Genomic DNA, 12,953 nt, shown 5'->3' on the forward strand with positions numbered 1-12,953 from the left:
AAATCTTATTTATATTCCAAATGGCTTTGTTGCACAAAGATTTGAAAGGCAAAGCGCCCCTAATTGAGCCAAATTTAAGGCGTAACTTGGGTAAGTGGTCGACCTAATTCCGTAAATCTGTTGAGGACTGCTACGCGAGCATGAATTTCACTCATCTGACTAGGAAAGCTTCTTGCCATTAATTTATCGCCTAATAATTTGATGCAGTGCATCTTTGTTTCGACCAAACTTCGGCGATGATAGCCTGACCATTTTTTCCATAGTGTTCTACCTAGCAGGGTTTTAGTATCTATACCAATATGAAGTTTACGCCATTGGCGACGATATTTCGGCTAATGCTTTTTACGTTTCCATTCACCTTCACCTAAGAACTTCAAATCCGTGGAATCAACGAGTAGATGCAGTCCATTGCAACTCTTTTCATAGCTAATTTGAATATCAATATGCTTTTGTCTTCTGCGAATGGTTGAATAATCCAGAGCTGTCCAATCTAATCCGCAAAGTTTAATCAAGCTTTGGACAAAGCCAGTCACCATGCATACAGAAAGACGAAATAAGGATTTAATCATGAGATAGCACTGAATGGCTATGTCAGAATAAGTTTGATTTCGACCATGTTTTCATTGTGACTGCGAATATCATTGAATCTTAGTATCAAACCAAATTGTAAAATTACCATGATTGATCAAAGCATGATTGTAGGATGACCAATTCGGTGTACGATAAATTTAGGTGTAGGCTATTGCTGTATAAGACCTTATCGGTAGGTTTGCGCAACAAGGCCTCAAAATCCCACCTTAAAATGCAAATAGCAAAAAAACTCTACCATTCGATTGATTTCATTTTAGAAGTAATGAAATTAGTATCTGTTTGTAATGATATTTTATAAAATTCAATATTAGATCTGCAGAGAAAAACTTATCAAACTAAGTATTGGCTAGTCTTTTTCTTCGAAAAACTTATCAAACGAAGTATTAAGTTAATCTTTTTCTTCAACTTCTTCCTTAAACTCAAACAAATCATTCATCGTACAGTTAAAGTACTTACACAACTTATCGGCGACTGGTAATTCAATACGTACAGCACGGTCATAATACATACTTGTGAGCGTGTTGCGATTGATACCTGTTGCATGCACCACTTCACTTAATTTTAAAATTTTTCTATCGCCCATGAGGCTAGATAACTTACAAGTAATCATATTTAAATTAATTTACAAAAAATAACTTGCTGTGGGTTATTTGAAGTTGTTGACTGAGTAATACTTTGCTAAAATTAACCTACAGCAGGTTATTACAACTTATAGAAAGTATATTTTATCCATTTCAACTAAATTATAACTTTTTAAATATAAGGATTGAACCTGCATTAGATTATTTTGTGGAGATGACCGCCGTGTTACCAAATGAGTTATTGATCAGCCAGCAAGCTCGTGACTTAGGAAATCAATTAATTAAAGAAATGAACATCAATAGAAGTTATGGAATGGCTAATTTTCTTGGAGTAAATACTTGCTATGATAATCATCAGGCTGTACTTATTTGGACATTTCAACTGCTTGAAAGGGAACCTGCCTTAAATGAATTAGCAGAAATTAAAAAATATTTTCTTTTAATCTTTCCAGATAGTGTTTATCAATTAGCCTAAGTTGTTTTTAAAATTAATTTATTAAATAAAAAGCACTAAATCAAAGAAAGCTTTATTTAAAAATACCTATTAATTCAAAAACATACCATTTACTGAATATATGAAGCATAGGTTCCTGCTCTATCACTCACTCGTACTAAAATTACATCGCTCTTTTTACTGATACTAAACAATTTATGTCCACGCCACGTTCTGCGGCTTCGAGGGCTAGTTTTTGTTGAACCACTGAGAACAAGGACAACAAACTGCCTACTATATTTTCCCGGAGAGTGGTGTAGGAACTTTTTCATTATTGCTAATCATATCAGCGACAACATCAGCAACGAGCTCCTCTATTCCTGAGAATGCTTTAGACTGATCCGCATCAAGCCAAGACAATGATGGAAACTCAGCACATCATTCGTTTAAGACCTATTTTAATGACGGCACTGGTCGCAAGTTTAGGTTTTATTCCAATGGCGTTAAACACTGGAATTGGTGCAGAAGTACAACGACCACTAGCAACAGTTGTTATCGGCGGTATTGTATCTTCTACAATTTTAACTTTGTTTGTATTGCCTATTTTATATCAATGGGCGCATGGCTCTGAGAGTAGCAAACAGCAATCCGACGAAATTTAAAATCAAAAAAAGCAGCTTAATTACTAGGTTATGCCTAATTAAGCTGCTTTTAATATTGTATGCCCAACATTTTATTGATAAAGCTTACTGCGCTTCATCCCGACAATTTTCATTTAAAAACTCAAACTCTATCGTTGTATGCGATAAATGATAGGAAGATAATTTAGCTGCAACTTCTTGTTTAAGCCTAATTAATTCTTTAACGTCAAAGTTGTCACTCAGCTCAAGGTGCGCTGTTAAAACGTGACTTTCACCATCTAGTGACCAAAAGTGCATGTGGTGGATACCATTAACTTCAGGAAATTCCATTAGTGATAGTTTAATACGCTTTTGAGTCTCTTTATCGGGTGCAGCTTGAAGAAATAAAACGAGTGTTGATTTCAGGTTTTTGAAAACATTAAACAAGATGAACAGCGTGAACCCTATTGATAAAAGGGGATCTAATATCGGCAGTTCAGCGAACAACAGTACGATAGAGACTATAAGAACGGCAACCCATCCAAGTACATCTTCAAGAAGGTGCCATGTCAGTACTTTCTCATTTAATGTTTCACCCGCTTTTAATTTTAATACAGCATATCCGTTAACGGCAACGCCGAGTATCGCTAGCCCTAACATCCCCTCGACTACAGGCATTTCAGGATTGGACAGCCTTGGAATTGCTTCAAATAAAATCCAAATTGAGCCAATGATTAAAACAATACTGTTTATCAATGCGCCAAAGAGAGTAAGTCTACGATAACCATAACTAAACTTATCTGATGCTTCTTTATCTGAAAAACGACTTAAAATCCACGCAAAACCTATTGAAAGACTATCACCAAGATCGTGAACTGCATCTGCCATTATCGCCGTACTGTTAGTGAGCCAACCACCTATAAATTCGATAATAGTGAATGTCACATTAAGGAAAAATGCCCAACCAATACGGTCATCTTTACCATGTTGATGACTATGATTATGGTTGTGCATTTTGTACCTCTAGTACTTTTCTATTTCTTAGTTTTGATACATTCATATTAATCAAGTGACGTATCAAGCGTTGATATATCCAGCGTTTGAACCCCGACAAGTTAGTCCCTTTTTCGAGATAGAACTCATCAGGGGAATCATAAAGCCCAAAGTCATCATGAATACCTTCTTTTTGAATATAGGTATTTTCTCCACGCCAATCTGTATCTGGTGATGAAAAGCACTTTGTTGCAACACCATAACCACAAAAATCATCTTTTACTTGGTCAAATTTCTCCTGTAGAGAGCTTAAGTATTGCTCATCCAATATAAAGCCCTCTAAGTTTATCCAACGCCCTTCAAAGTAAACTTCTACCCAACTATGAATGATGTATTTAGGTGCTAACCAAAATACATAGCTTGGGATAGCACCTTTTTGTAGTTGCTGGTCTATGGTAAACCCATGAAATCGGCATTGAATGCCTAGTCCACGCAATAGTGCCATTAACAGATTACCCTTAGTATTACATTGTCCATAACCATCTGCTAGCACATCGCTTGCTGCAATATCATCGCTTTCATTATAACCAAAGAAAATCTCATCTTTTACAAACTGATAAGCGGCACCAATTTTGTTGAAGTTATCCAAGTTTTTCCACCTACGTTGATCGATCAAGGATTGGATATCTTTGTGTTCAAAATTAACGATATTCGTATTGTTTAAATATTTCTCAGTCATTTTTTATATATCCTTTTCGTTGCATACTTATACTATAGACTCTATAGTAACTATAGAGTCAAATGTCTGGGGGAAATTGATGAAAATAGGCGAATTGTCAAAAAAATCGGGCTGTTCAATACAAACGATTAGATATTATGAAAGAGAAGGATTACTGTTAAATCCAAATCGTTCAGAAGGTAATTTCAGGCTGTATGATAGCAAAGCACTTAAACAATTGGAATTCGTAAAGCATTGTCGCAGCCTAGATATATCACTCAATGATATTAAACGTCTTATCGAATTAAAAAATAAGCCAGAAGAAAGCTGCTCTAGCGTTAATGCATTAATTGATCAGCAACTTGCACTAGTGAATAAACGCATGAAAGAATTAAGGGCGCTTAAAGCTGAATTACAACAAATGGCTAGTGCTTGTGGTTCGAACAACCCAACATACTCATTATATTCTGCTGACCATGTAACACGGCAAGTATATTGTTTACTATCCATTTGAAACCCCATAATGTTTTAAGTCTATGTATAAAAGTACGATTTTCACTTAGCAGTACTTAAATAATCACCCCACCACTGCATCATTTCAGTCCGCTGGGCTAAATAGTCAGCGTGATTATAGCTGGCACGGGTACGGTTCTTATCAATATGTGAAAGTTGTGCCTCAATCCAGTTATCCTGGAACAAACCTGAGTCATTCAAAATGGTACTAAAAGTGGAACGTAGTCCATGAGAGGATAATTGATGTTTTCCATAGCCCATCTTACGTATAGCCATATTTAATGTATTAAAATGAATCGGTTGATTATGTTTCCGTGGGCTAGCAAAAATGTACTTTTCACCGTATGACCATTGCATGACGTCTTTTAAAATATCTAAAGCCTGATCTGAAAGTGGAACTAAGAAGTCGGGAATCTCATGGCCTAATATGACTTTTCGTCGAAACTGTTTAATATGCAAGGCAGGTATTTTCCAGACTTTTTCATTTAAATCAAAATGATGAGGCTCAGCCAATAACAATTCAGCCCCTCGCACGCCAGTATGTAATTTGAACAGCAGTGCTTTTTTAATAATCGGATGGGCATCCAATTTTTGTAATTTATACTTAAAATCAGATATATCCTCCGCTTTCAAATACGGATAATTTTTCTTGATTTTACTGTTAATGGCGATTTTATTTAAACCATGCGCGATGTTGAATTCACAATAACCCATCGCTACAGCGTAGTCATAAATTTGGTTCAAATAACTACAAGCTTTCTTGACAGGTTCTTTTACTTGGCGTCCCTCTATTTTTTTGATTACTGAAACCAGGTCATAACGCTTGATGTTTTGAAAAGGTAGATCCTGAAGGTCTGGATAAATATCTTGCTGTAAGCATCTTTCTGCTAACTGTAGTACACCACAGCGGGGTAGATCGTTGAAGGCATTTTTCAGTTTGAACTGTAACCACTCCTCCCCGACCTTACCAAAGGTGATGACATTAGAGGCAGTATCTTGTTCAAAACAGAAATCATTGTCTTTAAAGTCATCTCTGACTTGTCGTGCCTTTTTCAGCGATAAATCAGGATAACGACCTAACTGAATGCGTCGACGTTTTTTAGTTTGTGGATCTGTATAGCGATAGCACCAAGATTTTCTTCCACTCGGCTCAATCTTCAGGCTAAGCCCATCTTCATCGGATAAAAAACTGGTTTTTTCCTTACAATGAGCTTGGCGAACTTTAATTTCAGTAAGACTCATGGAATTTAAATGAAACCTAACAATGGGTTGATTGGATCAATTATATCAAAATAGAACGCTTTATGTATGATGCGTACACTACGCATCATATATATTTGTAATATATTGTTTTATATATTTAATATTTTAAGTATTTGTATTTTAGTAACCATTATAAGTACCACCTCTTCTTTAAGTTCCCAACAACTCACTTTTTCTGTCATCAATGTTAAATAAGTCTTGTGCTTTAAATTCTTAGATGACCTCCTCTACCCTTTATTATCATTTTTATAAAAGTAACTATATGTACTCATTAAAATTTGTAGAGCTCAAAAACAAAAAAGACCGCTATATAGCAGTCTTTTAACTTAATTAAATAATAATTAATTCATTTTCATCATAAGTGCATAAGCATCACGTTTGTTTTGACGCAATGATTCTATCTCGGACTTCGTCAGCTGTTTTACGAGAGTTGAGGATATACTTTGCTTCCCACTCTGTGAGCCTTTCGAAATCGTACCCGTAAATCGATTTCCACCATGCTTCAAGATTACCATATACATCCCTCAATTGCTGAAGAGTTTCTTTACTTAGAGCTAATTGTGATGAGTATTGTTTACCCGTCAGTGCATATGCTCCAATAACTTTATTCGTCCCAGTTGTTTCAATATGACCTTTTAATGCTGCAAAAGTACCACCTTGGGTCTGGGTATCATCAACAATAATAACACATTTATCATTGTTTATTGTCCCATCAAATGCTGGTGGGTTGGCTAATCTATGCCACCCATCACCGCCAGTTCTTGATACTTTTATAGCTTGAACTATATTCGTATCAACTTCAAGCCCAAGTTTCTTTGCTATAACTGCTGAAGTAGCTAAAGGAATCATATTACGACCGACTGCTTCCTCAGCATGTACAGGTACTATAATAGTTTCCCGACCATCGATAATTCTTTCTAGTTCAGCAATCGCCTCATCCGAAACTAAATCTTTAGCTAAAATATACGCACTTTCAACATCCCCTGCTTTAGCAGCTTCATACATGTAATGAGAGGTTGCATCTCCAAGACCACGGTCAATAACCGTTTTAGGAAACATATTCCAATCTGTGCGATATAACTTCATATTTTTAAATAAGTTTTAATGATGGCTAGCATTAAATTTTACACTAAATTTACCGCTAGCATCTCTTGGATATTATTTTTCGTATCAGGCAGCACTCTCAAAAGCCGTTTGTTTGGACAGTCCCCATGATCATACACGAGGCAGCTTCAAATACTTATGGGCCCATCCTATCCAGTTGTATCTTCTTGCATCACATGAATATTGTATACTCATTTTGACTACTTGAAAATTATGGAACAACGTCAATAAAAACAATAACTCTAGAGTCTTTAGTCGACATTCCTAAAAAGGTAAATTCAACATTTCTTTCCATATCATTTCTTTGTGTCTCTGGATGAACAAAAGAAACATAGCTTATTTCAAAGAATCGGGCTAGGGTTTTTATGCCAATGATTTTGTTCTCTTCATTAGCAATTAAAACATCTAATTCCAGATCAAACTCTTCTAATTATTTAATTAAATCTTTAACTTTCATTTTACTATCAACCTCTATGAATTATTTAAAAAATTAGCACAATGAAACTTGTGAAAAAAATGGATTTGAACAAAATTTTTTAGCAAAAAAAGCATAGCAACCAGAAAAATCTTTCCAGCAATCAACAAAAATATCCCCGTGTGCTTCCAGTTTACAACATTTTGACTACCACACTGCCCACAGTAGTAATAATAGCCTTTGATACGGCCACCGCATTCAGGACAATTTTTATGATTAATGAATAAGTTACTCAACGTCTCTTCTCCAAAATTCTTATTATCAAGTTGTAAGTGAAGATAGCACACATTTATAAAAAATGTCTTTTTTAAAACATCAAAAGATGTTATAAAAAAGACATTCGCTACTTTAGGATAACTTTTAAGATGAATTTAAATCTCCTTGATGAAGAATCAATCCAACCTTCTGAACCCACGCCATGTGATTTTTTCAAAGGTGAAAATGCTATCAAAAAAGCTAAACAGTTAGGATTACCTGATCTCGAGTTAGTCAGAAACGCAATTATGATCGGTGATGCTGACTATAGAACAAATACTCACTATAACCGTGCACGCTTTATTGCACGATGGGGAAAAATTGGAGAACAGATTGCTTTACTGCTTCGACAATCTGATCCTGCTTGGATATTCCACAATGACAGCCAGCCAAGAATTGAGAATACAGTAAAGAAAATACAAATTATCTTTATGAGCGGGAATATTGCATTGGGGTTAGCTGATCAAGTTGTATCAGCACACTGTGAAAAAGGATTAATGACATTAAATAATATTAAGGAGAATCAGTCTGCTTATGATGATGAGACAAAATTGAGAACATGGATTTTATACTTTCCTTCAGCATCACATCCAGCCTATAAAGACATTGATATCCCAAATATTCCTTTTGAATTTGCATACCCAACTAGCTTCGTACAGGACTTAAAAGCGAAAAAAATTTCAATTTTACCAAGTGACCATACTTGCAGAATTGCATTTGAAATAGATAATACAGTTCCTGTAAAAACTGATCCTAAGCCAGTATTGGAACCATCTAATGAAATTAAACCAGATGATTTTGATATTCAGCTTGTAGTTTAATCTGAGGTTAATGTGTTTAATAAAGATCGTTTACGTATTGCTAAAGAATTACGAGGACTTAGCAATACCGATTTCGCAGAAAAATTGAGTTGCTCTATCTCTAAGGTAAAGCAACTTTTAGACGTGGATAAAGAAATCAATGAAAATGATCAAGATGATATATGCCGTGTATTAAATTTACCCAAGTCATTCTTTGCAGGTAATGACACACAACCACATGAAACAGACCAAATCTTCTATAGATCGGTTGCTCGTATTAAAGCACAGCATAGAAAAGCTAATGAGGCATATACTCTTTTAGCAATAAATATTAACAAGTACTTAAATCAGAAAGTAAAGTTACCTACTTTTCACCGTCCTGATTTAGATATTACTGAGTTTTTGGGTGAATCTAAGTATGCCGATCACCTAGCGTCAGAGTTGAGAGGTTTATGGGCTTTAGGTAATCAACCTATTAATAACATTGTTTCGTTGTGTGAGCTAAAGGGAATCCGTGTCTTTAGATTACCGACTGAAATTCGAGAAATTGATGCACTATCTTTTTTTGATGATGAAAGTGGTAGCCCTTTCATATTTCTAAATACATTTAAGTCTGCCGAAAGAGCCCGCTTCGATTGTGCACACGAACTTGGTCATATCGTTATGCATACGCATAACAAAAAAATTCGTGTCGAGAAAGATAATCGTGTTCTCGAAACTGAAGCGGATCAATTTTCATCTGAATTTTTAATGCCAACAGATGCATTTCTTTCTACTGCTCCACGCTATTTTTCACTAGAAAATATGATTGAGTATAAAAAGATTTGGCGAACATCCCTGAAGGCTATTAACTATAAAGCTCACAAGCTGGGATTAGTTAGTGATTGGGTTAATCGTAGTAACTCTATAAAGATCAATTCGTTGGGCTACAACATTAATGAACCTGAAGAAACTCATCGAGATGAGAGTTTGATGTTGCCCAAAATTATCTCTGTTTTAGCCTCACAACCATCTTTTGATAAAAATAAAATGCTTGATGAAATTGGAATCTCTGAAGAAGATTTTAATCAATTAACATTTGATGCTTTAGTTAAAGTTGAGCCCCCGAAGAAAAAACATAAGTTATATATTGTCGAGTAATACAAACCTTCCTTAAAAATAATGCGCCTTACGGCGCACTATTTATGCAAAATCCTGATTAATTTTTTTATGACTTCACGCCCAACGTAGTTTTGCATCCCATAAGTCATACTTTAACTGAAAATGTAACTTGCCCCATCATGACTTTTTTCATATAGCCTACTTGAACTGACACCATAAATCCCATGTGTTCCATAAAGCATCGTATACAATTTCAGATAAATTCTTTAGTTATGTGATCAGGCTATGTGCTCAAATTACCTATTTCCAAATAAAAGAAATTTGACACTCTTAGGTGTCGATACAAGCCAGTTTGATCTTGAGCTTAAGGATCATGTATTCCCTTCCTATCATGCTCCAATCATTCTGAACGGCTCAGATCACTTAGAGCTTGATATTGCAAAGTTTGGATTACTACCGAGCTGGGCGAAAGAATTGAAGTTCAGCAGTCATACTTATAACGCCAGAACTGAGTCTGTAGCAGATAAGCCTAGCTTTCGACATGCTTGGAAGTACAGCAAGTTCTGCCTAGTCCCAGTACAAGAATTTTATGAGCCGAAATACATCAATGACAAGCCACACTGGTACACCATCAAGCGTAAAGATGATCAGCCTTTTACTGTTGCAGGGATCTATGATGATGCAGTGATTAATGGCAATAAGGTACGTTCCTTTTCAATGTTGACCATCAATTCGGACCATCACCCTTTTATGAAACAATTCCATGCACCGAAGGATGAGAAGCGATCCATCATCGTTATTCCAGAACAGTACAGAAAAGACTGGCTAACAGCCGATCATGAACATGCGCATGAATATTTCTTTCAAATGCCCGATGAATTCGTCACATTTCCACGCGATGAGCAGAAACAAAACGTCTTATTCTGACGCATCCTTGTTTATCCACAACTTTTTAAATTTGAATTTTAAACGCTGTTAGTAATATCCTATTTAAACAAATTCTACTTCCAAACACGCCTCGTAGCGTAGGAGTATCTCATGTCTAAGAAGTTGCCTATTTACTTCTCTGACGACGCATGGTCATCTTTACAAGAGCTCATGGGTCCAGAGGGTAAACCAAGTCCTACCATCAACACCGTGCTTGAACAAATCGCTGTTCAAAATGAGCTTGTTGAAAAATTAGGGCTTACTGCTGTCCTACCCAAATCCAAAGTATCTATTCCCGTCTCTTTAGAGCGTATTCCTGCAGGTCCGGCCTTCAGCACCAAGGATGAGCAAGACAAAGCACTCGATCTGAATGAGTTCCTGATTCACAACCCTATTTCTACTTTTATTGCCTATGTAGACAGTGAATCCATGCTCGATGCTGGCCTAGAGATTAATGATCCAATCATTATTGATCGCAGTATTGAAGCCAAGCATTACGATATCGTGGTTGCCCTGATTGATGACAATGCCTCGACCATTAAGCGGCTGATGATCACCAATAAGATGTCCAAGTCTGAAATCAAAGAAATATTTGGAGATGAAGATTATCCGCTTCCAGAACTTTGGTTGAAGGCTGAAAATTCGAATTACAATCACATCATTCCTGATGATAGTCAGACCATATCAATCTGGGGTGTGGTGACTTTTAATTTAAAGCGTATTTATCACCGCTCATAAAAAGAAGAATAACCATGCAAAGTGAAAATGAAATATTCGCGTTAGTCGACGTGAATAATTGCTACGTCTCGTGTGAGCGTGTGTTTAATCCTGCCTTGAATGATCGCCCAACCATTGTGCTCAGCAACAATGACGGCTGTGCCGTGGCCAGAAGCCAGGAAGCGAAAGACTTAGGCATCAAGATGGGTGTTCCTGTATTCCAAATTAAAGAGCTGATCAAACAACATAACATTCAGGTGCTATCCAGTAATTTCTCCTTATATGGCGAAATGTCCAAGCGCTTTATGGAGCTGCTTGGGGACTATGTTGCACCAGGAGATCAAGAGGTCTATTCCATTGATGAATGCTTTCTGAAGCTCACAGCTTACGAGCATCTATTTGACCTGACTGTATATGCTCAAGACATGAGGGCTAAGGCTTGGCGTTGGTTAGGCCTACCCTGCTGTATTGGAATTGGTCGCTCTAAAACCGAAGCCAAGATTGCCAATCATCTCGCCAAGAAAAACAAGTTCTTCAATGGGGTCTGTAATCTGGCCCATATGGACCCATGCTCTACAGAAACGCTACTCGCGCAGGTTGATGTGTCTGAGGTTTGGGGCGTAGGCAGACAGAACTGTAAGAAGCTCAATACTATGGGTGTTCAATCTGTGCTGGATCTGATCAATGCCAATCCTAAAGAAATCAAAAAGCAGTTTAGTATCGTGATGGAAAAGACGGTGCTTGAGCTACAGGGCCTTTCTTGTATTGACCTTAGTGATGATACTGTAGCGAAGAAGCAAATCATCAGCAGCCGTTCATATGGCAACCCAGTGTATGAAATGGATGACATTAAAGCTTCGGTTCGGCTTTATGTGGCCAGAGCCGTGAAACGAATGCGGGAAGATGGCTCAATCTGCAAGATGATCGGCGTGTATATCCAAACCAGTCGCTTTGATAATACAGAGCGCTACTCGCCTTACATCGTCGTTCAAATGCATGAGCATACGGATGATCTACTGCTCATCACCAAGGCCGCGATGAAAGGCATCGATCAGATATTTAAGAAAGGCTTTAAGTATAAAAAGGCGGGAATCGTGCTGCTCGAAATTACAGATCAATCCAAGTTTGTGCCCGATCTATTCACGGACTATTCACATAAGCAAGAGCGAGAAAGGCTTTCAGATGCCATCGAAGCCATCAGTGAACGGTTTGGGAAGAATCTCGTCACGCTAGGCATTGCCAACAATAAAGAAGCCACATGGCACATGAATCAAAACCTTAGATCACCTTCGTATTTAACCAAATGGTCTGACTTACCAAGAGTAGGATAAAAACATGCACTTATTTAAATTAACTGACGAACAACTCGCACAAATTCTTATCCCGAAACGATTTGTACCACCTACTCCACCTGAACATGAAGGCAAGAATATGGTCTATGTATTTGATAGTGAGGATAAGTTTGAACTGACTTATGATGAGCTGGTGGAAATCATTAGCAAAGCTAGAATGGCTGGTCCGAAGTTGATACCTGTCTTAGGCACCGTGAATTAAATTGTGCAGTGTTCGCACGCCACTTGAAACATAACTTGATTGGAAATGAATTTGGGCTGAGAAAAATTCAGTTCAAATTTAACCTGACGGGCACACTAAAAAATGGGTAATTGTCAGATCGAGTTTGGACTACAACACTTTAGCTCATCGATTTACCATACCGCTAATCTTCACACCATTTTCGTAAATCCAGCGATCAAACTGTGATACTACATTCCGCTTATTAATCCAAGTCAGCATGGTGCTTTTCATAAAGGCAGTTTACTTATAAACAGGGAAATTTCTAAACAATTCCCCTTTAACATGCT

The 12,953-nt window shown here is 36.9% G+C and carries 14 protein-coding genes and 3 pseudogenes; 9 read left to right on the forward strand and 8 right to left on the reverse strand.

Annotated elements, in window-relative coordinates:
* Positions 1-74: 74 nt before the first annotated feature.
* A pseudogene (locus F894_RS14785) lies at positions 75-728 on the reverse strand (IS5 family transposase).
* A gap of 251 nt (positions 729-979) precedes the next feature.
* Complete coding sequence (locus F894_RS00205; RefSeq protein WP_004658364.1) at positions 980-1,201, reverse strand: helix-turn-helix domain-containing protein; 222 nt, start codon at positions 1,199-1,201, stop codon at positions 980-982.
* Between the two features lie 194 nt (positions 1,202-1,395).
* Between F894_RS00205 and F894_RS00210 the strand changes: the two genes are divergently transcribed.
* Positions 1,396-1,647 carry a hypothetical protein gene (locus F894_RS00210; protein WP_004658363.1) on the forward strand — a complete coding sequence of 84 codons (252 nt, stop codon included), beginning with the start codon at positions 1,396-1,398 and terminating at the stop codon, positions 1,645-1,647.
* 252 nt (positions 1,648-1,899) lie between these two features.
* Here the strand turns inward: F894_RS00210 and F894_RS15005 are convergent.
* Positions 1,900-2,043, reverse strand: a pseudogene (locus F894_RS15005) (antitoxin HicB); the annotation flags it as partial.
* On the opposite strand from F894_RS15005, the pseudogene F894_RS00220 reads away from it, so the two are divergent.
* Positions 2,043-2,267, forward strand: a pseudogene (locus F894_RS00220) (efflux RND transporter permease subunit); the annotation flags it as partial. The pseudogenes F894_RS15005 and F894_RS00220 sit on opposite strands and share 1 nt — an antisense overlap.
* An 84-nt stretch (positions 2,268-2,351) precedes the next feature.
* Here F894_RS00220 and F894_RS00225 read toward each other — a convergent pair.
* Both F894_RS00225 and F894_RS00230 read right to left on the reverse strand, forming a co-directional pair.
* A complete protein-coding gene (locus F894_RS00225; RefSeq protein ID WP_005245161.1) occupies positions 2,352-3,239 on the reverse strand; it encodes a cation diffusion facilitator family transporter in 888 nt (295 codons plus the stop codon).
* Positions 3,226-3,957 carry a transglutaminase-like domain-containing protein gene (locus F894_RS00230; protein WP_005245162.1) on the reverse strand — a complete coding sequence of 244 codons (732 nt, stop codon included), beginning with the start codon at positions 3,955-3,957 and terminating at the stop codon, positions 3,226-3,228. Before F894_RS00230 ends, F894_RS00225 begins: the two co-directional genes overlap by 14 nt.
* 79 nt (positions 3,958-4,036) lie before the next feature.
* Here F894_RS00230 and F894_RS00235 point away from each other — a divergent pair, with 79 nt between their 5' ends.
* Positions 4,037-4,450, forward strand: a complete 414-nt coding sequence (locus F894_RS00235; RefSeq protein ID WP_005245163.1) for a Cd(II)/Pb(II)-responsive transcriptional regulator — start codon at positions 4,037-4,039, stop codon at positions 4,448-4,450.
* Positions 4,451-4,491: 41 nt separating this feature from the next.
* Here the strand turns inward: F894_RS00235 and F894_RS00240 are convergent, their stop codons facing one another.
* Positions 4,492-5,691: a tyrosine-type recombinase/integrase gene (locus F894_RS00240; RefSeq protein WP_005245164.1), complete on the reverse strand. Its 1,200-nt coding sequence runs from the start codon at positions 5,689-5,691 to the stop codon at positions 4,492-4,494.
* 393 nt (positions 5,692-6,084) lie between these two features.
* The gene (locus F894_RS00245) at positions 6,085-6,798 is read right to left on the reverse strand and encodes a phosphoribosyltransferase (RefSeq protein ID WP_001986287.1); all 714 of its coding nucleotides are present in this window, start codon (positions 6,796-6,798) and stop codon (positions 6,085-6,087) included.
* A gap of 858 nt (positions 6,799-7,656) precedes the next feature.
* Here F894_RS00245 and F894_RS00250 point away from each other — a divergent pair.
* From F894_RS00250 to F894_RS00275, 6 genes are all read left to right on the forward strand, one after another.
* Positions 7,657-8,367 (forward strand): hypothetical protein, encoded by a 711-nt coding sequence (locus F894_RS00250; protein WP_001052588.1) that lies wholly within the window; start codon positions 7,657-7,659, stop codon positions 8,365-8,367.
* A gap of 12 nt (positions 8,368-8,379) precedes the next feature.
* Positions 8,380-9,486: an ImmA/IrrE family metallo-endopeptidase gene (locus F894_RS00255; protein WP_002046586.1), complete on the forward strand. Its 1,107-nt coding sequence runs from the start codon at positions 8,380-8,382 to the stop codon at positions 9,484-9,486.
* A gap of 246 nt (positions 9,487-9,732) precedes the next feature.
* The gene (locus F894_RS00260) at positions 9,733-10,374 is read left to right on the forward strand and encodes an SOS response-associated peptidase (RefSeq protein WP_005245165.1); all 642 of its coding nucleotides are present in this window, start codon (positions 9,733-9,735) and stop codon (positions 10,372-10,374) included.
* 111 nt (positions 10,375-10,485) lie between these two features.
* A complete protein-coding gene (locus F894_RS00265; protein ID WP_000038641.1) occupies positions 10,486-11,112 on the forward strand; it encodes a LexA family protein in 627 nt (208 codons plus the stop codon).
* A 14-nt stretch (positions 11,113-11,126) separates the two neighbouring features.
* Positions 11,127-12,422: a Y-family DNA polymerase gene (locus F894_RS00270; RefSeq protein ID WP_001190354.1), complete on the forward strand. Its 1,296-nt coding sequence runs from the start codon at positions 11,127-11,129 to the stop codon at positions 12,420-12,422.
* A gap of 4 nt (positions 12,423-12,426) precedes the next feature.
* Positions 12,427-12,645, forward strand: coding sequence for a hypothetical protein (locus F894_RS00275; RefSeq protein ID WP_000550047.1), 219 nt, complete (start codon positions 12,427-12,429; stop codon positions 12,643-12,645).
* Between the two features lie 144 nt (positions 12,646-12,789).
* Here F894_RS00275 and F894_RS15435 read toward each other — a convergent pair whose 3' ends face one another.
* The gene (locus F894_RS15435; RefSeq protein WP_372551473.1) at positions 12,790-12,897 is read right to left on the reverse strand and encodes a lysozyme family protein; all 108 of its coding nucleotides are present in this window, start codon (positions 12,895-12,897) and stop codon (positions 12,790-12,792) included.
* Between the last annotated feature and the right edge of the window lie 56 nt (positions 12,898-12,953).

This window comes from Acinetobacter sp. CIP 51.11 (genome assembly GCF_000369665.1).
In the GTDB taxonomy this organism is placed as follows: Bacteria; Pseudomonadota; Gammaproteobacteria; order Pseudomonadales; family Moraxellaceae; genus Acinetobacter; species Acinetobacter lwoffii_S.

What these genes read in the sequence shown, in the direction of transcription:
- F894_RS00250 (WP_001052588.1), top strand. Translation starts at nt 7,657, where the DNA reads ATGAATTTAAATCTCCTTGATGAAGAATCAATCCAACCTTCTGAACCC.
- F894_RS00245 (WP_001986287.1), bottom strand. Translation starts at nt 6,798, where the DNA reads ATGAAGTTATATCGCACAGATTGGAATATGTTTCCTAAAACGGTTATT.
- F894_RS00235 (WP_005245163.1), top strand. Translation starts at nt 4,037, where the DNA reads ATGAAAATAGGCGAATTGTCAAAAAAATCGGGCTGTTCAATACAAACG.
- F894_RS00205 (WP_004658364.1), bottom strand. Translation starts at nt 1,201, where the DNA reads ATGATTACTTGTAAGTTATCTAGCCTCATGGGCGATAGAAAAATTTTA.
- F894_RS00260 (WP_005245165.1), top strand. Translation starts at nt 9,733, where the DNA reads ATGTGCTCAAATTACCTATTTCCAAATAAAAGAAATTTGACACTCTTA.
- F894_RS15435 (WP_372551473.1), bottom strand. Translation starts at nt 12,897, where the DNA reads ATGAAAAGCACCATGCTGACTTGGATTAATAAGCGGAATGTAGTATCA.
- F894_RS00265 (WP_000038641.1), top strand. Translation starts at nt 10,486, where the DNA reads ATGTCTAAGAAGTTGCCTATTTACTTCTCTGACGACGCATGGTCATCT.
- F894_RS00275 (WP_000550047.1), top strand. Translation starts at nt 12,427, where the DNA reads ATGCACTTATTTAAATTAACTGACGAACAACTCGCACAAATTCTTATC.
- F894_RS00225 (WP_005245161.1), bottom strand. Translation starts at nt 3,239, where the DNA reads ATGCACAACCATAATCATAGTCATCAACATGGTAAAGATGACCGTATT.
- F894_RS00270 (WP_001190354.1), top strand. Translation starts at nt 11,127, where the DNA reads ATGCAAAGTGAAAATGAAATATTCGCGTTAGTCGACGTGAATAATTGC.
- F894_RS00230 (WP_005245162.1), bottom strand. Translation starts at nt 3,957, where the DNA reads ATGACTGAGAAATATTTAAACAATACGAATATCGTTAATTTTGAACAC.
- F894_RS00240 (WP_005245164.1), bottom strand. Translation starts at nt 5,691, where the DNA reads ATGAGTCTTACTGAAATTAAAGTTCGCCAAGCTCATTGTAAGGAAAAA.